At 56.6% G+C, this 22498-nt stretch carries 18 protein-coding genes; 2 read left to right on the top strand and 16 right to left on the bottom strand.

Annotation, left to right across the window (positions count from 1 at the left end; genetic code table 11):
* Window positions 1-68: 68 nt before the first annotated feature.
* From JXO48_05845 to JXO48_05810, 8 genes are all read right to left on the bottom strand, one after another.
* Window positions 69-974, bottom strand: a complete 906-nt coding sequence (locus JXO48_05845; GenBank protein MBN2283393.1) for a 3-hydroxyacyl-CoA dehydrogenase — start codon at window positions 972-974, stop codon at window positions 69-71.
* 10 nt (window positions 975-984) lie between these two features.
* Window positions 985-2145, bottom strand: coding sequence for a (Fe-S)-binding protein (locus JXO48_05840; GenBank protein ID MBN2283392.1), 1161 nt, complete (start codon window positions 2143-2145; stop codon window positions 985-987).
* On the bottom strand, window positions 2142-3527 hold the full coding sequence (locus tag JXO48_05835; GenBank protein MBN2283391.1) for an FAD-binding oxidoreductase: 1386 nt from the start codon (window positions 3525-3527) through the stop codon (window positions 2142-2144). The genes JXO48_05840 and JXO48_05835 overlap by 4 nt, the downstream gene beginning before the upstream one ends.
* Before the next feature lie 18 nt (window positions 3528-3545).
* Complete coding sequence (locus JXO48_05830; GenBank protein ID MBN2283390.1) at window positions 3546-4565, bottom strand: (Fe-S)-binding protein; 1020 nt, start codon at window positions 4563-4565, stop codon at window positions 3546-3548.
* Window positions 4566-4611: 46 nt separating this feature from the next.
* A complete protein-coding gene (locus JXO48_05825; protein ID MBN2283389.1) occupies window positions 4612-5679 on the bottom strand; it encodes a phosphotransferase family protein in 1068 nt (355 codons plus the stop codon).
* An 11-nt stretch (window positions 5680-5690) separates the two neighbouring features.
* On the bottom strand, window positions 5691-6356 hold the full coding sequence (locus tag JXO48_05820) for a TetR family transcriptional regulator (protein ID MBN2283388.1): 666 nt from the start codon (window positions 6354-6356) through the stop codon (window positions 5691-5693).
* A 49-nt stretch (window positions 6357-6405) separates the two neighbouring features.
* Window positions 6406-7614 (bottom strand): acyl-CoA dehydrogenase family protein, encoded by a 1209-nt coding sequence (locus JXO48_05815; protein ID MBN2283387.1) that lies wholly within the window; start codon window positions 7612-7614, stop codon window positions 6406-6408.
* Between the two features lie 72 nt (window positions 7615-7686).
* On the bottom strand, window positions 7687-8391 hold the full coding sequence (locus JXO48_05810) for a histidine phosphatase family protein (protein MBN2283386.1): 705 nt from the start codon (window positions 8389-8391) through the stop codon (window positions 7687-7689).
* Window positions 8392-8685: 294 nt separating this feature from the next.
* Between JXO48_05810 and JXO48_05805 the strand changes: the two genes are divergently transcribed.
* Together JXO48_05805 and JXO48_05800 are read left to right on the top strand one after the other, a co-directional pair.
* The gene (locus JXO48_05805; GenBank protein MBN2283385.1) at window positions 8686-9456 is read left to right on the top strand and encodes an electron transfer flavoprotein subunit beta/FixA family protein; all 771 of its coding nucleotides are present in this window, start codon (window positions 8686-8688) and stop codon (window positions 9454-9456) included.
* Window positions 9457-9495: 39 nt separating this feature from the next.
* Window positions 9496-10470: an electron transfer flavoprotein subunit alpha/FixB family protein gene (locus JXO48_05800; GenBank protein ID MBN2283384.1), complete on the top strand. Its 975-nt coding sequence runs from the start codon at window positions 9496-9498 to the stop codon at window positions 10468-10470.
* A 58-nt stretch (window positions 10471-10528) separates the two neighbouring features.
* Here the strand turns inward: JXO48_05800 and JXO48_05795 are convergent, their stop codons facing one another.
* From JXO48_05795 to JXO48_05760, 8 genes are all read right to left on the bottom strand, one after another.
* Window positions 10529-12157 (bottom strand): long-chain fatty acid--CoA ligase, encoded by a 1629-nt coding sequence (locus JXO48_05795; GenBank protein ID MBN2283383.1) that lies wholly within the window; start codon window positions 12155-12157, stop codon window positions 10529-10531.
* Between the two features lie 353 nt (window positions 12158-12510).
* The gene (locus tag JXO48_05790; protein ID MBN2283382.1) at window positions 12511-14082 is read right to left on the bottom strand and encodes an NAD(P)/FAD-dependent oxidoreductase; all 1572 of its coding nucleotides are present in this window, start codon (window positions 14080-14082) and stop codon (window positions 12511-12513) included.
* 22 nt (window positions 14083-14104) lie between these two features.
* The gene (locus JXO48_05785) at window positions 14105-15328 is read right to left on the bottom strand and encodes a 2Fe-2S iron-sulfur cluster binding domain-containing protein (GenBank protein ID MBN2283381.1); all 1224 of its coding nucleotides are present in this window, start codon (window positions 15326-15328) and stop codon (window positions 14105-14107) included.
* A 14-nt stretch (window positions 15329-15342) separates the two neighbouring features.
* Window positions 15343-15996: a metallophosphoesterase family protein gene (locus JXO48_05780; protein ID MBN2283380.1), complete on the bottom strand. Its 654-nt coding sequence runs from the start codon at window positions 15994-15996 to the stop codon at window positions 15343-15345.
* An 18-nt stretch (window positions 15997-16014) separates the two neighbouring features.
* Complete coding sequence (locus JXO48_05775; GenBank protein MBN2283379.1) at window positions 16015-17901, bottom strand: acyl-CoA dehydrogenase; 1887 nt, start codon at window positions 17899-17901, stop codon at window positions 16015-16017.
* 20 nt (window positions 17902-17921) lie between these two features.
* Window positions 17922-18734, bottom strand: coding sequence for an enoyl-CoA hydratase/isomerase family protein (locus JXO48_05770; protein ID MBN2283378.1), 813 nt, complete (start codon window positions 18732-18734; stop codon window positions 17922-17924).
* Window positions 18735-18738: 4 nt separating this feature from the next.
* Window positions 18739-20412, bottom strand: coding sequence for a long-chain fatty acid--CoA ligase (locus tag JXO48_05765; GenBank protein MBN2283377.1), 1674 nt, complete (start codon window positions 20410-20412; stop codon window positions 18739-18741).
* A gap of 59 nt (window positions 20413-20471) precedes the next feature.
* Window positions 20472-22316: an AMP-binding protein gene (locus JXO48_05760; protein ID MBN2283376.1), complete on the bottom strand. Its 1845-nt coding sequence runs from the start codon at window positions 22314-22316 to the stop codon at window positions 20472-20474.
* Window positions 22317-22498: the final 182 nt, after the last annotated feature.

Below are 22498 nucleotides of genomic sequence, written 5' to 3'. Positions count from 1 at the left end.
CTCTCTCACCGATCAATTATAATCTCGTATAGCAATGTCAACCATTTTGAGGGTTTTCCGCCCGTCCGTCATTTTTTTCCAATAAAATCCGGCTGCCGGTATGCAGCACCGGGGTAAGAGTAAAAACCCCGGCCCGCCTTTGCCCCCAGAAAGCCCTTGTCAACATACTGCTTGACGAACTGTGCGTTCTGTTTCGCCTGGGGATCGTTGTTCTTCGAAGCCCAATATTCAAGAATGAACCAGACGGTGCTGAGGCTCACCTGGTCCATCACCCCGAAGGGCCCGACGGGAACGTTCATGACACCCATCCAGGCGCGGTCTATATCCTCGGGAGACGCGACGTCGTTCGACGCCAGGGTAAGGGCCGACGAGAACCAGCTCGAAAGCATGGTATTGAACACATAGCCGTTCCATTCCTTGTGAAGGACGATGGCCGTCTGTCCGATACTCCGGGCGAAATCCTCGATGAGCCGCACCGTTTCCGGTGCCGTCCCCGGGTGCGGCATGATATCCACGATATTGTTCGTTCTGATGTCATGAAAATGCAGCGCGGCGAACTTGTCCGGCCTTCCCGTCTGATCCGCGAACTGTGAGGGCACCAAAGTGGACGTGTTCGTGGTGAACACGGTCCGCGGCGGGCAGAGCTCGTTGAACCGGGCAAAGACCTGTCCTTTCAAAGCGGGGTCCTCCGGCACCGACTCGCTCACGAAATCGGCGTCGCAGGCCGCCTCGGCGGCGTCCGCCGTCATCCGGACGCGGGCGATTGATTCATCGGCCTGCTCCCGCGTGGCCTTTCCCTGCCTGACGAGCGACGAGGCGATTCTTTCCATCCGCGCCCGTGCCTTCTCGAAGACGCCTTCATCGATGTCATAGACGACCACCTCATAGCCGCTCAGGGCTGTCTGGAACGCGATCATCTGTCCCATGGTCCCTGCCCCGAGGACCAATACTTTTCTTATGTCTTCAACCTTCATCTGTTTTTCCTCAGCCTCTCGATAGATTTACCACTCCCGCCACGTCCATGACCCTGATGGCGCCCTCAAGCCCCTCTGCCTTCACGGCATCGTCGAGCATCTTGTGGCAGATGGGACAGGCCACGGCAAGGATGTCGGCTCCCGTGTCAAGGGCTTCCCGCGCCCTGACCTGGCTTGCCGAATCGGCACCCGTTCCCAGGATATCGGTATAGAAATTTCCGCCGCCGCCACCGCAGCACAGGGCATTCTGCATGTTACGGTCCATCTCGACCAGGCGCACTCCCGGAACGGAACCCAGAAGGAACCGGGGACCCCAGTATTCCCTGTTCCACCGTCCCAGGTAGCAGGGATCATGGAAGGTCACCTTCACGTCGAGCGTTCCCTTGGGTACCCGGTCATTCACCATGAGGCCGAGCACCTGGGTGTAGTGATACACCTCGAAACGTCCCCCCAGTGAAGGATAATCGTTCTTCATGGCATTATACCCGTGGGGAGACAGGGTGATGATCTTCCGTACTCCCCGTTCCCGCAGGACCCTGATGTTCTCCTGCATCAGGTGCGAAGCGAGTCCCGCTTCCCCGAGCGTTTTCACATCATTGCCGTCGCTCACTTCGGCGGAGCCGAGGATGCCGATCGACAGGCCCGTATCTCTCAGCAGTTTCCCGACCTCCCGTGCCATCTTCATGCCCAGTTCGTCATAGGATCCGACGTCACCGACATAGAACAGGTACTCCTGATCGGTGAATTCGGGCAGATCGAGTCCCTTCGCCCAGTCGCTCCGCTCATCCCGGGGCTTTTTATAGGGATTGCCGCTGATGCTCATGGCCTTCAGATAATCCCGGACAGCGGGGGGGACAGCGCCTTTCTCGACCAGGTCCTCCCGGGCGGCGATAAAAATATCGACCAGGCTGTCCTTGATCTTCGGAAGGGCACAGGCTTCGACACAGTTCTTGCAGGTCACGCAGGAAAAGAGGATCTGCCCGAGACGCTCGCTCGTTTCTATATCTCCGTCCAGCCAGGCCCTGATAAGCCACATCCTCCCGCCCGAAGCGAATGTTTCGAAGCGGTACTTCAGGTAGGCGGGGCAATTGAAATCGACGTAGTTCGTCGGCAGTTTGCACCATCCGCACCGGAAACAACGGTGAACTATATCGGCGTATTCCTGTTTCATGACCGCACCTCCCAGTTGCCGGGATTCATGATCCCATTGGGATCGAGAAGCTTCCGTATCTGCGTCATCAAGTGGTACGTCCCCGGTTCCATCCGCTCCAGTATGAGCTGCTGGCCCGAAACCTCCGTCTTCCAGGGAATGCCGCCCATCTCCAGGGCCGCTTCATTCGTCTCCTCCAGGGCCTTTGCCACGGTTCCCATGTTCTCCTTGTCGGCCCGATTGAAGGGATAGGCGTAATAGAACATGACCGAGTGACCGCGGCCGACGACCCGGGCACCCATGGAATAGGTGATATTATATTTTTCGGTGATCTTCAGACCCGCGCGGTATGCCTCGGGAATGGCCTCAACGGGCATGATGGCCCCCACATATTCAAAGCCGCCGCCCTTCATGACATCTGCGAACTCGCTCAGGTTCTTCTGCGGCGCTTCCACCAGTTTCACCTTCATATGCGGCGGGAGGGGAAGGAATCCCGCTTCCTTGTCGTCGAGATAGGACTGAACCGAATCCCGGATGAGCTCTTTTCTCATCCTCATCTCCTTCTCCGAATTTGCCACGACGGAAACCATGAGCAGCTGAAAGCCGTCGAAATAGGCGGGCATGGGGGACACGAAGAAGGCGATGTCCTCGGCCATTTCGGTACCGATGACCCGGAAAAGAATATCCGTTACGGAGTCGATATCCTCCGTCATGAACATCATCACGTCCTTCAGTTTCGGACTGGGAAAGAGTTTCATGCCGATCTTGGTGATGACCCCCGTCGTACCGTTCCATCCGAGAAACAACCCGGCCAGGTCGGGCAGGGGGGCCCGGGAAAACCACTTCGGTACGGTGGAGCAGGACCCCAGCTTCAGCACCTCACCGGTACCGAGGACCACCTCGAGTCCCGTGACCATCTCGGAATGAAACCCTCCTTCGCTCTGTGAGAGATGGCCGGAACCGTGAATGGCCATATTCCCGCCGACGGTCGCCACGGGAGGCGCGTCGGGCACTGAGTGTTTCACCGCGGGATGGTGTTTTTTCAGATAGGCCTGAAGCATTCCATGTGACGCACCGGCCTCTACGACGACGTAATGGCTCGCTTCGTTCACCTCGAGGATCCGGTTCATCCGCTTCATATCCAGGACGATGCCCCCCCGCAGCGGGATAGTGAGGCCCGAAAGCACCAGTGCTCCCCCCATGGGTACAACGGGTATCCTTTCCTCATTGGCCAGCAGCACTATCTGCCGCACTTCCTCCGTCGAGTCCGGCATCACCACATAGTCGGGCGCGCTTGCCTGCTGCACACCCTGGTCACGGGCATAAAGATATCGTTCCTCAGGGGCATTGGAAATGAACTCCTTTCCCACGATGGCTGCCAGTTTTTCATATATCCGGTCCATGGATTCCCTCCCTTCCCGTTACTCGCCCAGCGCCATGCGGCACAGGTCGGACATCAGTATGGGCGTCATACCCTTTTCGGTCACCTTCCCCATGAGAGTGAAAAAACAGAAGGGACAGTTGAAGACACAATGCGTCGCGCCTGAGGCTTTCATGTCCTCAACGTTCTTACCCTGGACCTCTTCAGCCAGGTCGAACAACTGCTGTGCCTCCATGACACCCCCGCAGCAGAGGGCGTTTTCATGGTCATATTCCCGTTCCGCGCGTTCAACGCCGATCAGTTCGAAAATACCATCGACGAACCGGTCCGTCTCCGGGCAGAGGCGGTTCGAGCAGGGACGCTGATAGGCTGCCTTTATCCCCAGCGGTTTTATCTGTGACTGTAATTCCGTCAGGCGCTTCTGAAGAAAATCGAAAAGGTGGATCGGCCTGAAGGGGACCTCCATACCGAAGGCCGGCGCCCAGGATGTATAGGTCCCGTAACACTCGTCATGGTAGCAGACAAAATCCTTCACGCCGCTCGGACCCAGATGATAGGCCATGATATTGTCCATCATCGCCGGCAGCCGCTCCTTGATGACCGAGTTGCGGGCGAAGTGAAGGAACATGAGATTGCAGAAGATGTCGCTGCCCATGATAAGCGAAGCTCCCTCGTACAGTTTTCCCGCGATGGATCGCTTCAGCATGGGAAAGTAGCAGAGGTTGATAACCGGTTCCTTGACCTCCTGGCGCTCGATCCGTCCCTTCGGCGCCATCATGATGACCTGAGATTTTTCTATGGGCTTCGGGACCGGATGAATATCCAGCTGTTCCTGTCGCTCGACAATGAGATAAAAGGGGTGATTGTCACAGGGGCAATACTCTTCGCAGGCATAGCAGGTCACGCATTTCCTCAGAATCGCCGAATCCTCACCCCTGACCACCTTGTCGTGTTCCTCCTTTGCCGTTGCAAGCTCCATGTCGATGTACTGGCATTTCATGATGCAATCGACGGTCATGCAGTTCGCGCAAAGGACGGGGTCAAACTGTAATTCATACATGGAAAAACCTCCTTTTTCGAGTCGCGGATACGGCGCCGGAGGGGTTTCACAGATTCGATTCCGCCATTACTCTCAGTGCCGTAGCCTCGAGTATCTTCGTAGCGAAGATGAACATCTGGAACCGCTTGTCCTTTGTCTGGCCATGATAGAAACGGTAGTAGATCTGCTGGGCGATGACGGCGAGCCGGAAAAGCCCGAAACAGTAGTAAAAATCGAAGTTATCAATGGGTATCCCCGATCTCTCAACGTACCGTTCCACCAGTTCTTTTCTTGTAAGGGCCCCCGGCATATTGGTCGGCATCAGGCGGATCGCCTGCAGGTCCGGTGGATCATTCTCTTCCACCCAGTAGGCGACAGAGGATCCCAGGTCCATGAGCGGGTCCCCGATGGTTGCCATTTCCCAGTCCAGGATACCGGTGATGCGTGTCGGGTCCTCGGGGTCGAGGACCACGTTGTCCAGTTTATAATCATTGTGAATAACGGAAACCCTGTCTATTTCACCGGGCATCTTCTCGGCAAGCCATGCCATGACCTTTTCGCAATCCGGCGCGTCAGGCGTCCGGGCCTGCCGGTAGCGTTCACTCCATCCCTCAACCTGCCTGCGCACATACCCCTGGGGCCTGCCGAAATCTTCAAGACCCGCCTCCCGGTAATCGATGGAATGAAGCTGGCACTGGATATCCAGAAGGTTCTCACAGAGCCTTCGAGCATCTTTGGGCTCAAAAGCCAGGCCCTGAGGAAGGTCCTTGCGAAGAATGATGCCCTTGATGCGGTCCATCACGTAAAAGGGACAGCCCATGACGGAATCATCCTCGGCGTATATAAGGGGCTTCGGACAATAGGGAAACAGGGGATGCAGCGCCGACAGGATCCGGTATTCCCTTCCCATGTCGTGGGCCGATTTCGCTTTTCTGCCAAATGGCGGTCTTCTCAGAACAAGCTCCCTGTCGCCTACCCGTATAAGATAGGTCAGGTTCGAATATCCTCCAGGAAACTGCTCGACCACCAGTTCCCCCTGCAGGCCGGGAACGGAATCCTTCAAAAAGGTCTCGACCGGTTTGAGATCAAGTTCTTCTCCTTCCCTGACTTTCACTGATTTATCGATCACATCCATTCTCTCCTCCATCATGACCGCGTCAACAAAAGATAAGACTCAACAAGTTCCGTGAGAAATTCCGCGTAGTGTTCCACGGAAACATTCCTTCCCCGGTATTTCCATCGTTTCAGATACCAGTCCTGGAGCATCGCCTTCAGGACGGCGGCCGTCAGATCTTTATCGACAGGGGAGAACACTCCTTCTCCGATACCTTGTTCGATGATGTCGGAAAATATTTTCTCCGTATACAGTTCCGCTTCGATGGCCTTTTTGTGTTCCTTCCGGCTCAGGTTTTTCGTCTCCATATAGGAGAAATAGAACCAGGACTGCATGACCTCGCTCAGATAGAGATGGGCCTGGATCGCCGTCCTGAGCTTTTCCCTCGTGTCATCGACCACGGATATCTGGTCCCGCAGAACCCGTCCGGTAATAGCGCGTCCCATCGCCTGCAGCATATCGAGCAGTTCATCCTTGCTCGAAAAATAGGTATAGAGTGCCCCCATGCTGAGGCCGGCCTCCGCGCTCAATTCCCTGAGGCTCATCGCCGCGAATCCCTTTCGATTGCTGATGACAAGGACGGCTTCGAAGATCTTCACGAGGTTCCTGACGGCCACGTCCTCCTTCTTGATCTTGATCCGCTCCCTGTTTTCCAGAAACAATTCCCTGGAAATGTCTTCCGTGGAGAGCCTCACCATTTTTTTAAACGTTTCGAACTTCACTCAAACCGCTCCACTCTGTTTTCCCCTACCGTATGTTCTTTCCCTCGTAACCACGCAGGATCCTGCGGGCCACGGTGACCTTGTGAACCTCGTCGGCACCGTCGTAGATCCTGGCGGCCCGTTCATGCCGGTAGAACCAGGGGATGATGATATCGTCGGTCATTCCCAGACCTCCATGCACCTGGAGCGCCTTGTCTACGACCTTCTGCATGACGTTCGCCACGAAGAACTTGATGAGCGATATGTCCTCTCGCGCCTCTTTGACACCAAACTGCTCGATCTTCCAGGCCGAGTGCAGGGTCATGAGGCGGGCGGCCTGGATGTCGGCGGCGCAATCGGCGATATAGGACTGGATGATCTGCCTGGTCCCCAGGGTCTTTCCATCGGGCGTCATGACCCGTTCCGATGCCCGCTTGCACATGAGGTCAAAGGCCCGCTTGCAGATACCCAGCCACCGCATGCAATGGTGGATCCGTCCCGGCCCGAGGCGTTCCTGGGCGATCACGAAGGCATGCCCCTCGGGTCCCAGGAGGTTTTTCTGCGGTACCCGGCAGTTCTGGTAGATGATCTCGCCGTGGCCGTTATAATCCGTTCCCGCCTCTCCCATGACCGGTATGTTGCGAACCTGGTTGAACCCGGGGGTATCGCAGGGAACGATGATCATGCTCGTCTGGAAATAGGTCGGTGCATCAGGATTCGTCACAGCCATGACAATGGCAAAGGCGGCCCCGTCCGACGACGAGGTATACCATTTATGTCCGTTAATGACGTATTCGTCACCGTCCTTTACGGCCGTAGTATCCATCATTATGGGATTGGAACCGGGCATGTCGATCTCGGTCATGCTGAAGCAGCTCCTGATCTTCCCTTCAATAAGGGGCCGGAGCCATGTTTCCTTCTGTTCGTCCGTTCCATGGAGATACAGGATCTCAATGTTTCCCGCGTCAGGCGCCTGGCAGCCGAACACGTAATGACCGATGGGAGACCTGCCGAGTGATTCCGACACGTAGGCGTGCTCGACGAGATTCAGCCCCATGCCTCCATACTCCCGTGGATGGTTCGGGGCCCATAGTTCCATTTTCCGCACCATGTCCCGCTTTTCACTCAGAACCGGGACCATATCCCTGAAGGTCCTGTTCAGAAATTCCGGTTCCAGGGGGATCAATTCCCTGTCGACGAATTCGTCGATCATCCCGGTGATCACCTGTATTTTTTCCGGTACCATAAAGTCCATAGAATACCTCCTGTTATTCAGCCGGTGGAAGCCGGCGATTCTTATCCGACCGCGGTAATGGAGCCCCGCATCTTACCGATACGTGATCAGCGATGGGTCCTTCTGCAGCTCAAGATGGGAGATCATGTTGAACCCCGCCAGGGTGATCCGTTCGTCATCGTACATGAAACGAGTCACCGAGGTATTGATGATCTGCCAGCTCAGCCTGATAGCCTGTTCTGCCGGCAACGACAGTGAATTCTGCAGCAGGGCCGAAATGGCACCTCCCGATGTGAACAGGGAGATCTTCTTCCCCCTGCCCTGTTCAGCGATGATCATTCTGATACCCCCACAGACCCGCGAAGAAAAATCCTGCCATGGCTCCAGGCCCGTTTTTTGATATTTACCCGAGATCCATCGCAGGACGGCCTCTTCAAAAACCTTCTGGAACGACTTTCTGTCGGTGTAAATGTTCTCGATATCCTTCGTCACCCCGGGGTTCTCTCTTACCATGTCCGGAACCTGGGCCATGATGACGGCCTTTGAGTCGAACTCATTCAGTGCTTCAGAAAAAATGACATCGGGAATGTCCAATCCCCCTTCGCGATAACAGGCGATAACTTCCCGTGCCGTCGCTTGCTGGCGTTCAAGTTTCCATGAATAGACCGCGTCGAACCGGAGCCCTGTGTGGACAAGGTATTCTCCGAGAATCCGCGATTGCCTGATACCCAGCGGGGAGATCCTGTCGTAATTCCGCCGGCCGAAAGAGGCCTGTCCGTGCCGTATCATGTAGATCATGCCCATGACATTCGTATAGTCCGCCGAACCGTTCCTTGTCAACAAATAAATGAGCGAACGTTCGTTTTTTATATTGCAAAAAAACGCTGTCTGGGGTAGGAGGGAGAATGGGATTACGGATTACGGATTACGGATTACGGATTACGGATTAGGTTTTTTCACCTCCCTTTCGTAAAGGGAGGCCGGGAGGGATTTATGTATTTAAGATCCCCCTCGATCCCCCTTTCCAAAGGGGAGGTATGTTTTATCAGGCACTTAGGCACTTAGGCACTTAGGTATTCAGGTATTCAGAACATGCGCATCCTTGTCTGCATCAAGCAGGTCCCGGACCTGGAAGGGCTTCTGAACATCGACGAAACACGGCGTCGTATCCTGTTTGAAGGAACATACCGGATGAACCGTTTCGATGAGTTCGCCCTCGAAGAAGCACTGAAGATACGGGAGGAGCGTCCCGTTGAAACGATAGACGTTATTTCCGTCGGCCCGCCGCGTGTCACGGAGACACTCCGGAAGGCGCTCGGAATGGGAGCCTCCCGTGGTATCCATGTTCATACCGGGGAAGGACGCTTCGAGACACCGCTCGAAACGGCCTCAATGATAGCCGCCTGGGCACGGGAACAGAGTTACGACCTGATCCTGACCGGGGTCATGGCGGAAGACGACATGCACTGCCAGGTGGGACAGATGACCGCCGCCCTTATGGGATATCCCTGCGCCGCGTCGGTCATTCACCGAGAGCTCGACGACCGGGGGGAAACCCTCTTTGTGGAGCGGGAGATCGAAGGGGGCCGGCATGTGTGTCTTACGCTGGCCCTGCCGGCCTTGCTGACCATCCAGTCCGGCATTAACAGACCCCGATATCCGGCCCTGTCGAATGTCCTCCGGGCCCGTCACCAGGAACTCACGACGATCGAGGGGGAAACACTGTCCCCACCGGCTGCCAGGGAACGGGTGACACGACTCCGGCACCCCGCGCAGGGGACGAAGGGTATATTTCTTTCTGGAACCACAGAAGAAAAGGCACAGGCCCTGCTCGTATCGCTTCATGAGCGGGGAATGCTGTAAATGCCGGAGCCGGATCGCCATAATGGAGGAAAGGGATTCATGTCCATTGTCGTGATCGCTGAACGGATCGGTGATGAGATCACACCGGTCACCTATGAGACGGTCTCCTGCGCTGTCGAGCTGGCACAGGCTATCAATGGAACGGTGACGATCGTCGTCGCAGGCGGCTCATCGAGTCGACCGGCGCGCATACTCGCCGAAGACACCGGGCTTCCCGTCATCGACATTCAGGGAGATGGTCTCGACCTGTTCAACGCGGAAGCTTACGCATCCGCCATCCTGGATGTTCTCGGGGATGCGCCCCCCCGGTTCGTCTGCCTCCCCCATACCGCTGCCGCCGGTTATGAACTTGTTCCACTGCTGGCACTCGGTCTCGACGCAGCCTGTGTGACAGGGGTTGAAGCCTTCTTAACGGAAGCCGGGAATCTCACCTTTGACCGTTCCCAGTGGGGAGGAAAGATCGTCGCCGTCGTAAGCACTTTGACCGAGCGGGCGGTTCTCTCTATTCTCCCGGGAGCCTGGCCCGCGATCACTGGAAAGGCGGATACACCGGGACCGGTCGACCGCGTACCGTTTCACCACGTTCCGACAGGAACACGGACCGTCTCGATACGGGAAGCAGGATACGCGGGGCTGGAACTGGGAAAGGCCGACGTCATCGTCTCGGCGGGCAAGGGGGTGGGAACAGCGGAGAATGTCCCTCTGATATACGAGATGTCATCGGTCTTTTCGAAATCGGCCGTTGGCGCATCACGGGCCGCCTGCGATGCGGGATTGTTCGATTACGGTCACCAGATCGGCATGACGGGGAAAACCGTTTCACCAAAGCTCTACATCGCCTGCGGCATTTCCGGTTCAAGCCAGCATATCGCCGGCATGAAGGGCTCACAGCTCGTCATCGCCGTTAACTCCGATCCGTCGGCCCCGATCTTCGGGGTATCTGATTACTGTATCGTGGAGGACCTGACGCAATTCATTCCGACATTTGTTAAGGCGGTCCATTCCCGGAAATAGAAAGGCGGGAGTCTGACGGCTCCCGCCTCTGTCCATTTCAGCAGTGTGGTCAAAGCAATTATTCGATGACCTCCAGCTTCCCGTCAGCGAACATCTTCCTGAGCTCCTTCTTGTCAAACTTCAGGACGCTCGTCTTCGGCAGGGCGTCAAGGAAGGCATACTGCTTGGGGATCCAGTAGGACGCCTTCACCTTGTCCTTGAGGAAATCCTGCATTTCCTGGGGGGTCAAACGCTCACCGGGCTGGACGACGACACAGGCAAAGGGGACTTCCTGCCATTTCGGATCGGGCACGCCGATAATGGCCGCCTCCATCACCTTTGGATGGGCCATGATGATGTTCTCCAGGTCCACCGAAGAGATCCATTCACCGCCGCTTTTCAGAAGGTCCTTGGTCCGGTCCACAAGCCTGACGTACCCCTCTTCGTCGATGGTCCCCACGTCCCCCGTATGGAACCAGCCGTCAATGAATGACTGAGCGGAGCGTTCCGGTTCCTTGTAATACTCATCAGCGATCCAGGGTCCCCTGAGCCAGATCTCCCCCATTTCCTCGCCATCCATGGCAACATCCTTCCCCGTTTCAGCGTTCACGATCCGCATGTCGAGTCCAAGGGCGAGCAGGCCGGCACTGTTGCGGATACTGTAAAGATCACCAGGGGAAAGGTCCTTCATATAACTTTTCTCCAGGGCCGCCGTCGCCAGGGGTGACGTTTCCGTTCCGCCGTAAGCCTGCCTGATGGGGAAATTATACTTTTCGTTCAGGTTTCTCATGAGGGCCAGAGGACAGGCCGAACCGCCGCTGGCAATGACCCGCAGGGACGAAAAATCATGGGCCCCGCCCTGCTCGAGATAATTGTAAAGCATGAGCCAGATGGTGGGAACCCCGCAGGTCACGGTCACCTTTTCATCGGCGATGATGCCGCATATCTTGCCCATATCAAGGACATCCCTGCCCGGCAGGATATGTTTCAGTCCCATTCCCAGACACAGATGCGGCAACCCCCACGCATTGGCATGGAACATGGGAACGACATGAAGGACACAATCTTCTTCCAACACGCCAAAGGTGACACCCCCGGCATAGCTGTGCAGCACAATGCTCCTGTGGGTGTATACCACACCCTTCGGATCACCCGTCGTAGCCGATGTGTAACACATCATGGCGGGGGACCGCTCATCGAGATCCGTGGGAAAATCATATTCTTCGGGGAATCCCGAAATGAGCTCGTCGTAGGAATAGACCGGCGAGAGGGTCGTCTCGGGGATCTTGCCGCTCTGGCTGAGAACCACGAAGTGCTCGATCGTCTTGAGCTGGTCCTTGATGGCTTCCACGATGAACAACAGGTCTTCCTCGATAAAGAGCACCTTGTCCTCGGCATGGTTGAGGATATAGACCAGATGGTGCAGCGGAAGCCTGAAATTCGCCGTATGCAGGACCGCGCCCATGCAGGGCACCCCGTAATACAGCTCAAGGTGCCTGTGATTGTTCAGGGCAATACTGGCAACCCGGTCCCCTCTTTTCACGCCGAGCGATTCAAGTGCGTGCGCCAGCTGGCAGGTGCGCTTGAAATAGTCGGCATAGGTGTAACGGAAAATGCCATCGGGATAGACCGAAAGGATTTCCTTCCTGGGGAAGAACTTTGCCGCTCGCAGGAGAAAGCTCCGGAGCAACAGGGGAACATCCATCATCATTGCGCGTTACCTCCTTTTGTGATTTTTGAATAGTTGGAAAGCCATATTTTATATGAATTCCTTTTTTGCCGGGCCCGAAACGCTTTTGATACATTTACAGTCAGTGGCAAAGGGGCAAAGCGACAGAGTGCCATAGTGAAAATCACAAATCGTAAAACAGAAAAACACCAATGCAACGGTTAAGCAATGCTGATTTTCCGAATCATGATTCCCGATTTTCGAATCCCGCTCCCTGAAAAACGTTTCGGGCTCAGTGAAAAAGGAATTTTTCTTCGGGTAACTATGTACATAGAAATACCCGAAAACCTCGGCAGGGTCAAAAGAAATGTATTGTGCGCGGGTCCTGTCCCTCAGGAACGCCTCATTTTCGCCATCACCATCTGGGCCGTTGTCCTTCCAGAAAGCATGGTCGCCTCGTAGCCGTTCCCCATGGCGGCGTAACCGCCGGCGAATTCAAGCCCCGTGACGTACTGCTCCTGTGGAAGGGTCATGGCGCGCGCGACGACCGAATCCCAGGGTTCCTGTTCATAGGCATAGATCGACCCCTTGTAGGAACCGGTATAACGGGCAAAGGTCTGCGGGGTGGCGATCTCGATCTCTTCAATGTGCTCGCGAAGCGGTGAGCCGACGACCTCGCTGAACTGGTCGATTATGTCCCGGGCGAATTCGGATTTGACCCGGTAATACTCCGCAGGTTTCACGTCCTTCCAGGTATCAGGTCCGGCAAGGGCGGTCATGGAAAGGATCGTCGTCCCCGGAGGCGAGCAGTCGGGATTCGCCCTGTTGAGACATATGGACGCCTGCATGCGCGGTGGCTCGAAGGTGAAGAAGTTCTCATAAGCCTTATTGGTGTCCATGGAGGCCCCGATAAAATATCCGTAACTTTCGATATTCAGGTCATCGGGCGACGCGTCAAGTCCCAGGTAGACCACAAAGGCGCTGGCGCCGATCTTTCTTGCATTGGTAAGTTTGAAGGCGTCCGCCGGCAATGAGGCACGGGGTGTAACAAGTGAATTATACACGAGATGCGGCGACAGGCCGGCAATCACCCAGGATGTCCCGATCCGCTCGCCCCTCTCTGTTTCGACCCCGACGACCCGTCCGTCCTCCACGAGGATCGCGGTGACCCTCGTGTTGTACTCGGTGCGTCCTCCCAGTTCTCTGATCCTGGCATCGATGGCGGCCGACATACCGTGGGAGGTCATCATCGGAATATAGGCGCCTCGCTCAAGGTAGTCATAGAGCACCAGTGCCCAGATGGTGAAAGAAAGCCGGTCCACGGGTATACCGAGATAGCACCAGTAGGGATAGATGAGATCAAGGGCCTCATCGGAAAAACCGAATTGTCGGGTCACTTCATCGACGCTGTAGCCTGCGGTGGTCATGAAGGACCGGTATTGTTCCATGAGCACCGACGGGTCCGGTTTTCCCTGGGCGCGACTCACATACCCGATCGCCTGAAAGACCTCCCGGCATACCTCCATATATCGGGTCAGGGGTTCCCTGCTGCCGGGAACGGCATCGGCGATGGTATTGATGAACCGGTCGATGCCGAAGGGAACTTTCACATTGACCTTTCTGTCGGTCAGTATGAGGTGATAGGCCTCCGGCACGGCGGCAAAGTCAACGGCGACACCCGCTTCATCCTGGAGAAATTTCCTGACGAACCCCTTGTTTTCCAGGGAACCGACGTTCGAGAGTTCATGCAGTGACGTTTCGAATTCAAAGCGCCCCCGCACGAAGCTGGTGGCAAAACCGCCCGGCAGGTTGTGCTGTTCAAGGAGAAGCACCCTGGCTCCTTCAAGGACAAGCTTCAGTGCCGCGCAGAGACCGCCGTTCCCCGCGCCGATGACTATGACATCATAGGAAGGCTCAAAATACCGACCCGCCGATCCGACTGCAGCTTTCGATCCTGTTACCATGGTTTCTTCCCTTTCCGGTATCCTATTGAGCCATCGCCCCCGTGAGCGGCACCTGTATCTCCAGATTCGACAGGGGGTAGGATGAACAGGGATGAAAAAATCCCAGTTTCTTGTCCGCGGCACGCCTTCCGTCATTTTCAGGCATCACATGAATGTTCCCGGAGATCAGCAGGGAACGGCACCAGCCGCATTCACCGGAGCGGCACTGTGAGTCGGGACCGATCCCCGCCCGCTCAAGGGAAACAAGAACCGTTTCATCGCCACGTGCCGGTATCACCGCGACCTGCGAACCCATGCGAACCTTCAGGGAAAATGTTTTTGCCGCGGTCTCCGCCGGAAATCCGGGTTCCGCCGCCGGGTCGTCGTATTCGCCGAAAACCTCCCGTCGGATCCTCTTCTGAGCAATACCCATGTCCTTCAGTTCTCCGTCGAGAAACCGGTACATGGCAGGGGGACCGCAGATGAAAAACGATTTTCCGGCCACAGGGCCCGCCAGTTCCCTGATGCAGGAGGCCGTTATGAAACCGGCAGGTCCGCTCCAGCGGTCGTCGGGCTCACTGCAGACGAAGAACACCTTCAGCCTGTCGGCATGGACGTCGGCCGCCTTCCTCAGCTCCTCACCGAAGATGATATCCCCGGGATTGACTATCCCGTACAGCAGGGTAAGCGTCATGTCGAGACCGCCCGCGGCCATTTCCCGGATGATCGAGCGGAATGGTGTGATGCCGCTGCCGCCGGCGATACCGATGATTTCCCTTTCGTCGCGGAGCGGCTCGAAATAAAAATTCCCGTGAGGTCCCGAGGCAACGACGGGCGTCCCCGGCCGCCAGGTCTTCCAGATGTGGTCCGTCAGAAATCCCCCATCCTTCCGCCTGACCGTCACATCATAGACCCCGCCGCCGCTCCCGTCAGGGGAAAGCGAATCGGCGGGCGCCGACGACAGCGAATAGGGCCGCGTTATCAGGACATCACCGACGGAAACTTTCAGGCTCAGATACTGACCCGCTCTGAAATAGGGCAGTTCTCCGCCCGGCGCGGCTTCAAAACGGAAGGTCCGGGTCGTTTCATTTTCATCGAACACGTCCTTCAGTACCAGGACGATCCGATCGGGATGCATTCTCCGGGAAAGCTCGTTGATCGGATCGACGGTGTCCGGTTCCGCCGGAGCTTGCTTCATATACTCCTGCCGCTGCGTGACCAGCTTTGAAAATGCCTCAAGGTCCTTCTGCAGTCCCCGTATTTCCATCACCCACTCCTTATTTAAAATATCCTGATCCGCTCATAGGTCCCGGCATCCCTGTCAAGCAGGGCGCATTCCCCCTCATAGGCGGCACCGACGATCATGATGTACCGCTCATCGGGCTGCAGGAAGAGGGGCTCACCGGGTTCCAGCCCTTCCCTCGTAACCTCGCCGTCCTTCCAGCGGAAAAAAACCGGCATATGAGAATGGCCGCAAAAGAGCAACCGGTACGGAATGTCCCGGAACAGCCAGCGGGCCCGTTTCGGTGTCCCGATATCGATCGGTTCATAGAAGGACCGGATCGCGTCATAGGGAAGTGAGTGGGCGAAACACAGGTCATCGATCACCATTCTCATGGGAACGCCGCCCATGAAACCGATGATCGCATCACGCAGCGGGTCACCTTCGGGACGGCTGTCCCGCAGCATCCTCTCCACCAGATGATCGTTGTTCCCCCTGATGGCAAAGACCCCGTTCTTTCTCAGGAGCCGGATCATATCGGTGAGACCGTTGTTCCGGACGGAATCGCAGAAATCCCCCAGATGGACCAGGAGGTCCACACCCCGCTCACGAAGAACCCTCAGGGATTGCTCCGTGGCATCATAATCTCCATGCCCGTCGGCTATCAGTCCGATCCGAACGGGACTGCTGTCGGGATCCATCAGTATCGTCAAATCCTCTCCGGCGCGCTGTCACGCCGATACTTCACCGAGGCCGTAAAGACCCGCGAAAAATGCTTCACCCGCCTCAACGTCAACGGGTGATGCGTTGAGTATAGCATCAATTTTGCCGAAAAACTTTGGAAATTCCGTTGAGAGCCAGAATTCCGAACATACTGCCTTTCCGTAGTAAAAGGCCGCCTCCCGGTCATCCCTCAGCCGTGCGCGCAGTCCCTCACCCGACAGGCCGCCCGTCAGTGAAGCCAGCTTCGGCTTCACCACGGTCAGCGACCACAGGTGCATCCAGGCCATCACCACGTCAAAAAAAGCCCGTCTCAGGGGGTCGACATCGATGAGAAGCGCCATGAACTTGCCGGAGGCCATCAGGCCTTTCATATGCTCGACCACTTCATCGAGACGTACCACACCCCGCTCGACAGAATCAAGCTGCCCGTCATCCACCACGCCCCGGGCCTGAGCGATGGATTCGGCGATCCTTGCCTTGAAAAGACCGTAACTATACTGATCAGGGTTCATGAGGAGCTTGCGCATCACCAGGTCAAGGGACTGAATGCCGTTTGTGCCCTCGACGATCGTCAATGCCTTGGAATCCAGGGCGAACTGGGCGACGGGATACTCCTCGCAGTACCCGTACCCGCCATGGATCTGGATCGCTTCCGACGTCACCAGCCAGGTCGTGTCGGTAATGCCCGCCTTCACCAGGGGAACGAGAAATTCGACCATGGCTTTTGCCTCACGGGCCTCTTCACCTTCGAGAAGATGCTGAAGATCGATCAACTGTGCCACGTAATAGGCGAGGAGCCGCTCGGCCTCGATCGTCGATTTCATCCAGAGAAGCATCCGCATCACGTCGGGATGCTGGATAATGGGGACCTTCGGCGCATCCGGTTCGAACATCCGCGTCACGTGGGAACCCTGGATCCGCGCGTGGGCGTAATCGACGGCCTGCATATAGGCGGCGCCCGACCCGCCCAGGGCCATGATACCCACTTCAAGGCGCGTCTCATTGAGCATCTCGAACATGATATTCATGCCCCGGCCGCGCCGGCCCAGCAGATACCCGACACAGGCGTCATTCTCCCCGAAGGACATGGAACAGGTGGGTGAACCGTGACCACCCATCTTTTCCTCGATACCGGCACAGTATACGTCGTTCCGCTCACCGAGAGACCCGTCGTCGTTTATCAGGTATTTCGGCACCAGAAAGAGGGATATGCCTTTTGTACCCGGGGGATCACCCTCGATACGCGCCAGGACGGGATAGATGATCTGTCGGGTAATATCCTGTTCGCCGTTCGTTATGAAACATTTCTGCCCGACGATCCGGTATGTCCCGTCCGGTTGCGACAGGGCCTTCGTTTTCAAGGCTCCCACATCGGAACCGGCCCCGGGCTCCGTCAGACACATGGTACCGCCCCATTCCCCTGACAGGAGTTTCGGCATGTACAGTTCCTTCTGCTCTTCCGTACCGTGGTTCCGTATCATGAGGGCCGAGCCGTGGTTGAGCATGAAAAAGAGCATGAGCGCTCCACCGGCGCCGCAGAACATGTCCCAGCAGGCCGTCTGAAGGGTGAGGGGCATCCCCATCCCACCGATCTCCGGATCGTCTGATATGGTAAGAAATCCGGCCTCGATCAGGGCCTTGACGGCACTCTTGTACCCTCCGGGCACCGTAACCGATCTCGATTCACGGTCATACACGCATCCGGCCTTGTGTCCTTCCGTGTTCGCAGGGAAAAGCTGCTCCACGGCCAGCTTCCGGGCGAGGTCGAGGGTTTCTTCATATACGGAACGGTCGAAGGATTCATAGCGGGGATATCGGTTCATCCGCTCAATTTCGAGAGCTTCGAAGAGGGTAAATTGAATGTCACGATAATCAACAAGAAAATTCTGAGCCACGATCGCTTCCTTTCCTTTCGTTATTTTTCACCGCCCTTGAAAAAGGACTGAATGAGCTTGAAAAAGGCACCGGAAAAAACCATGATCGCCTGGTTGCGGTTCTCGACATTGACGGCCGCCTCAAGGGACGGCGCATCGATGTTCTGGTCCAGTACACGTTTGGTCAGTTTCAGTGCTCCGTAGCTTTTTGCCGTCATGAGCCGTGCGTAGGAAAGGGCCTCTTCAAGCAGGTCTTCCCGCGGCACTACCTTGTTTACCAGGCCGATGCGCTCCGCTTCATCCGCTCCGACCTTTCTTCCGGTCAGGAGGACGTCACTGGCCCGCGCCAGTCCCACAAGCCGTGGAAGATAATAGGAGCATCCCAGTTCCCCGCCGGAGAGCCCTATATTGATGAAAGAGGCCACAAAGTACGCCTCGGGAACGGCAATACGGACATCGCTGGCCAGGGTCATGGCAAACCCGCCGCCGGCGGCGGGACCGTTGATAGCCGATATGATCGGCTGGGGAATCCGCCGCATGCCGAGAATAAGGTTCGCATACCGTTCCTGGACAATCTTGAGGAACAGTTCGGGGTCCTTGAAGGCATCCGTATCCTTGTGAACGACGGCGTCGTTCAGATCGGCGCCGGCGCAGTAAGCCCGACCGGCTCCCGTTATGATGACCACCTTGAAGGTTGATTCAAAATCGGACAGGGCGCGGAACAGTTCATCGAACTCGGCCAGCAACTCAACGCTCTGCGCATTGAGCTGCTCGGGACGGTTCATGGTGATCAGAGCGATCGACGGTTCGATCTCCTCAAAGGTCAATGTTTTCAATTCGTTCGGGATGTTCATGTCGTCACCTCCCCCGTTTCTGTTGATCTATTTCCCGCAGCTCCCGTCGGAGTATCTTTCCGATGGCGCTCTTCGGAAGTTCCTGGATGAATTCTATCTCCGTAGGCACTTTGTAGGCCGTCATCCGTTCCTTGCAGAAGGCCCTTACTTCTTCCTCAGTCAGTGATTCCCCCTGCTTGACAACGACATAGGCCTTCACCGTTTCCCCCCGGTACTTATCGGGAACACCGATGCAGCAGGCCTCCTGAATTTTCGCATGAGAAAAGAGGATGTCGTCGATCTCATTCGGGTAGATATTGAAACCGCTCGCCACGATGAGGTCCTTCTTGCGGTCCGATATGGTAAGATAACCGTCCTCATCGAAAAATCCGATATCACCGAGATAGAACCAGCCGTCCCGCAGGGCCCGCTCCGTCTCTTCCGGCTTCTTGTAGTATCCTTTCATGACCTGGGGACCCTTGATGCAGATCTCTCCGTGTTCACCGGCAGGCAGTTCCTTCGTTCCCGTTTCGACATCGACGATCTTCATGTCCGTGTTCGGCAGGGGCACTCCGACGGTCCCGAGCTTTACCCTTCCCTTCCAGGGCGTTGTCGTAGCGAAGGCGGTATTCTCCGTCGCCCCGTACACATCGTGTATGATGGCACCATGCAGTTCCCGCAACTGATTCAGGGTATCCTCGGGCAGGGGAGCGGCCCCGCCGAAGTACCCCTTGACAAAGGAAAGGTCCATCTTGCGGAACTTCTCCACCGCCAGAAGTCCGGAATAGATGGTCGGCACCCCCGGCAGAAACGAGGGTTTGAATTTCTCCAGGGCCTCGATGATGGCATTCGGCTCCGGCCTCGGGATCAGGATGCAGGTCCATCCGTTCCAGATTGTCAGGTTCTGGCTCACCGAATACCCTGCCGAGTGAAAGACGGGATAGATTCCCAGCAGACTCTCCTCACTCCCTTTCAGTTCCGGGAACCACGCCGAGAATATCTGCACCACGCTCGATATATTGGCATGGGTCAGCATGGCCCCCTTGCTGACACCCGTGGTCCCTCCCGTGTAAATGAGCGCCGCCACGGCATCCCACTTCGCCCGGTTCTCCACGGGTGAATCGGGGTATTTCTTTATCAATTCCATGAATTCATAGATGCCATCGCCCGGCTCTATCTTCCGGTACATGTCCTTCTTCACGAAGGGGAAGAGCTGTTTTTTCGGGAAGGGAAGATAGTCGCTGATATGGCAGGCGATGATCTTCCGAACCTTGGTCAGTTCCCTCAGCTTCAGGGCCCGGGGTATCAGGAGGTCCAGGGTGATGAGGACTGTTGCATCGGAATCATTCAGCTGGTTCGCGAGTTCCCGCTCCGTGTAGAGGGGATTGTTCATGGCCGCTGTCGCCCCCACCCGGTAGACGGCATGGTTGGCGATAATCAGGGGAGGTACATTGGGAAGAAGCATACCCACCGTGTCTCCCTCCTTCACCCCGATGTCGATCAATGCACGGGTGAACCGGTTCACCAGCTTTTCCAGTTCGCGGAAGGTTATCCGCCTTCCCATGTAGATGAACGCTGTCCGGTCGGGATGCCGGCCGGCCGTTCTCGTCAGGCCTTCCCCGACGGTTACCTTTTCTATGTCTATCTCGCCCGGCACTCCCGCCGGATAGGACTTGTGCCACACGCGTTCGAACGCCATCATACACCTCCTTCTTCAATTCAACGTAAGTCCTATGTTCATAAGAGGCATCGCCCCTGTCAGCCTCGTCGTTCGATCCCCTGCCAGTAGCGATCCTCCAGTTCTCTCTTGATCAGTTTTCCATCGATATGCCGGGGCAGTTCATCGACAAAGTCGACATGCCGCGGAAGCTTCAATCCATGAAGCCCTTCCGAGCGACAGTGCTCGATGATCTCTCCAGGTTCCGCGTGCAGTCCCCGGCGCAACTGGACCACGGCGGCGGGCACCTCACCGAGGTCACCGTCGGGATATCTGACGACACCCACATCGGCGACCTTCCCGTAACGCTTGATCACCGTTTCTATTTCATTCGGAAAGATATTGACACCGCCGCTGATGATCATCTCTTTTTCCCGGCCCGTCAGATAGAGGAATCCTTCCTCATCCATGAAGCCCCGCAGGCCGTCATCGAACCACCGCCGGCCGTCGACGGTCCGGAAAGCCTCATCGGCCTTCTCGGGGGTACCCCGGTATTTCAACCCCACGGTCATGACACTCCTCGTCACGACCTTTCCTTCCGTTCCGGGGGGACACCACCGGTCGCAGCCGGCATCGAGGATCCCCGTCTCAGCGCACCGGATCTTTCCCACGCTCGCATACCGTCGGGGCTTCTCCTCGTAATCCTCGGGAATAAGGACGGAGGTAATAGCCGTCTCGGAAGACCCATAATATTCCATGAAGACGTTCTTGTCGCAGCCCCGTTCCCTGAAGTACTCATTGATGGCCCGTTTCAGTTCCGGTGTGGCGGGGGCCGCCGCACATATGAGCGAATGCATGGACCGAAGGTCATAACGGTTCCGCACCTCCGCGGGAAGCTGGAGAACCCGCTCCAGCATGGTGGGCACTACGAAGACCCAGTTGATGCGCTCCTGTTCTATAACTTCCAGAAATTTTTCGGGATCGAAGGTGCGCAGTGGAAAGGCCGTGGAACCAAGCACCAGAAAAGGGGCCCAGCCGGCCACGGTCCCCGCATGATAGAGGGGGCCCGGGATCAGGCACCGCATGTTGCGGGTGATCGGGTCCGTTATCCGCGCGGCGCCGAACCAGTATACAAAACTCAGTTCTTTAATAAGAAGCCACAGGTATTCATCGAAGGGAACCGCCGGCGCCTCGGAGAGGTCGCTGAAAGCATATCCGATCGTATCGTAGTAATTGACATTTTTCGGCGTTCCCGTGGTCCCGCCCGTGTAAGGGTTCAGGGCGATGATGAAATTGAACCGGGGATCATCGTTCGAAGAACGGCGGATCAGGTCCTCGTAACCGATCATTCCCTCCGGAACCGTGTCGCCGACCACGACGAAGTGTTCCACCGAAGGGAGCATGTCCCTCACGGCGGAAACGCGGGGAAGGAACTCCTCGTCGAATACGAGAATCCGCGGTGAGGCCCTGTTGATCGCCTCCGCAAGTTCCGTTCCCTGCATATGCCAGTTGAGGAACGGCATGGGACATCCGATCAGGGAACCCGCAAGCAGGGCCTCAAAGAACTCGTTACCGTTGTAGAGAAGCTCGGCGAAATGGTCTTTCGGCTGCATGCCGAGTGATTGCAGGCCGTTGGCAAGCCTGAAGACCCGTTCTTTCAACTGCCGGTATGTCAGGCGCCGGCCTTCCGTTACGATAGCCTCCCGTTCGGCGAAGACATCCCACATGGCGATCAGGACGTGGGGAACGATCAGGTCAAGGCGGAATGCGAAAAGATGTTTCAGGTTATTGATGATACCGATCCGTCGTGCCGACCGCACCAAAATGCGCACCGTATTGGCGGCGCCCCATTGATGAATGACGCTTGCGATAATACCCAGCGTTTCCCGCGCCAGAACGAGCCGGGGAAGTGCTTTTAATACCGTGGACAGGTCTTTTCCCGCCATCGCCGCCACCCTTCACCGGGGATACCCGGATGTTTTGATATGAACCCGGGGGTTCAAAAAAAGAAGGGGGGAAAATCCCCCCTTCCGCTTCTTCGCTATGATGCGAAACTTTCGTCGGCGACATCGACCACCGAGAGGTCCTCGCTTTTGATCGCCGTCGCCGCCGCCGCCGCCTCGGGAAG

The organism is Deltaproteobacteria bacterium, from assembly GCA_016933965.1.
Classification (GTDB): domain Bacteria; phylum Desulfobacterota; class Syntrophia; order Syntrophales; family UBA2210; genus JAFGTS01.
This window is presented reverse-complemented; position numbering and strand designations above follow the sequence as displayed.

Coding starts and splice junctions, on each gene's coding strand:
- JXO48_05760 (MBN2283376.1), bottom strand. CDS start 22,316: ATGGCGGGAAAAGACCTGTCCACGGTATTAAAAGCACTTCCCCGGCTC.
- JXO48_05845 (MBN2283393.1), bottom strand. CDS start 974: ATGAAGGTTGAAGACATAAGAAAAGTATTGGTCCTCGGGGCAGGGACC.
- JXO48_05765 (MBN2283377.1), bottom strand. CDS start 20,412: ATGGCGTTCGAACGCGTGTGGCACAAGTCCTATCCGGCGGGAGTGCCG.
- JXO48_05810 (MBN2283386.1), bottom strand. CDS start 8,391: ATGATCTACATGATACGGCACGGACAGGCCTCTTTCGGCCGGCGGAAT.
- JXO48_05820 (MBN2283388.1), bottom strand. CDS start 6,356: ATGGTGAGGCTCTCCACGGAAGACATTTCCAGGGAATTGTTTCTGGAA.
- JXO48_05825 (MBN2283389.1), bottom strand. CDS start 5,679: ATGGATGTGATCGATAAATCAGTGAAAGTCAGGGAAGGAGAAGAACTT.
- JXO48_05815 (MBN2283387.1), bottom strand. CDS start 7,614: ATGGACTTTATGGTACCGGAAAAAATACAGGTGATCACCGGGATGATC.
- JXO48_05835 (MBN2283391.1), bottom strand. CDS start 3,527: ATGGACCGGATATATGAAAAACTGGCAGCCATCGTGGGAAAGGAGTTC.
- JXO48_05840 (MBN2283392.1), bottom strand. CDS start 2,145: ATGAAACAGGAATACGCCGATATAGTTCACCGTTGTTTCCGGTGCGGA.
- JXO48_05830 (MBN2283390.1), bottom strand. CDS start 4,565: ATGTATGAATTACAGTTTGACCCCGTCCTTTGCGCGAACTGCATGACC.
- JXO48_05805 (MBN2283385.1), top strand. CDS start 8,686: ATGCGCATCCTTGTCTGCATCAAGCAGGTCCCGGACCTGGAAGGGCTT.
- JXO48_05800 (MBN2283384.1), top strand. CDS start 9,496: ATGTCCATTGTCGTGATCGCTGAACGGATCGGTGATGAGATCACACCG.
- JXO48_05785 (MBN2283381.1), bottom strand. CDS start 15,328: ATGGAAATACGGGGACTGCAGAAGGACCTTGAGGCATTTTCAAAGCTG.
- JXO48_05795 (MBN2283383.1), bottom strand. CDS start 12,157: ATGATGGATGTTCCCCTGTTGCTCCGGAGCTTTCTCCTGCGAGCGGCA.
- JXO48_05770 (MBN2283378.1), bottom strand. CDS start 18,734: ATGAACATCCCGAACGAATTGAAAACATTGACCTTTGAGGAGATCGAA.
- JXO48_05790 (MBN2283382.1), bottom strand. CDS start 14,082: ATGGTAACAGGATCGAAAGCTGCAGTCGGATCGGCGGGTCGGTATTTT.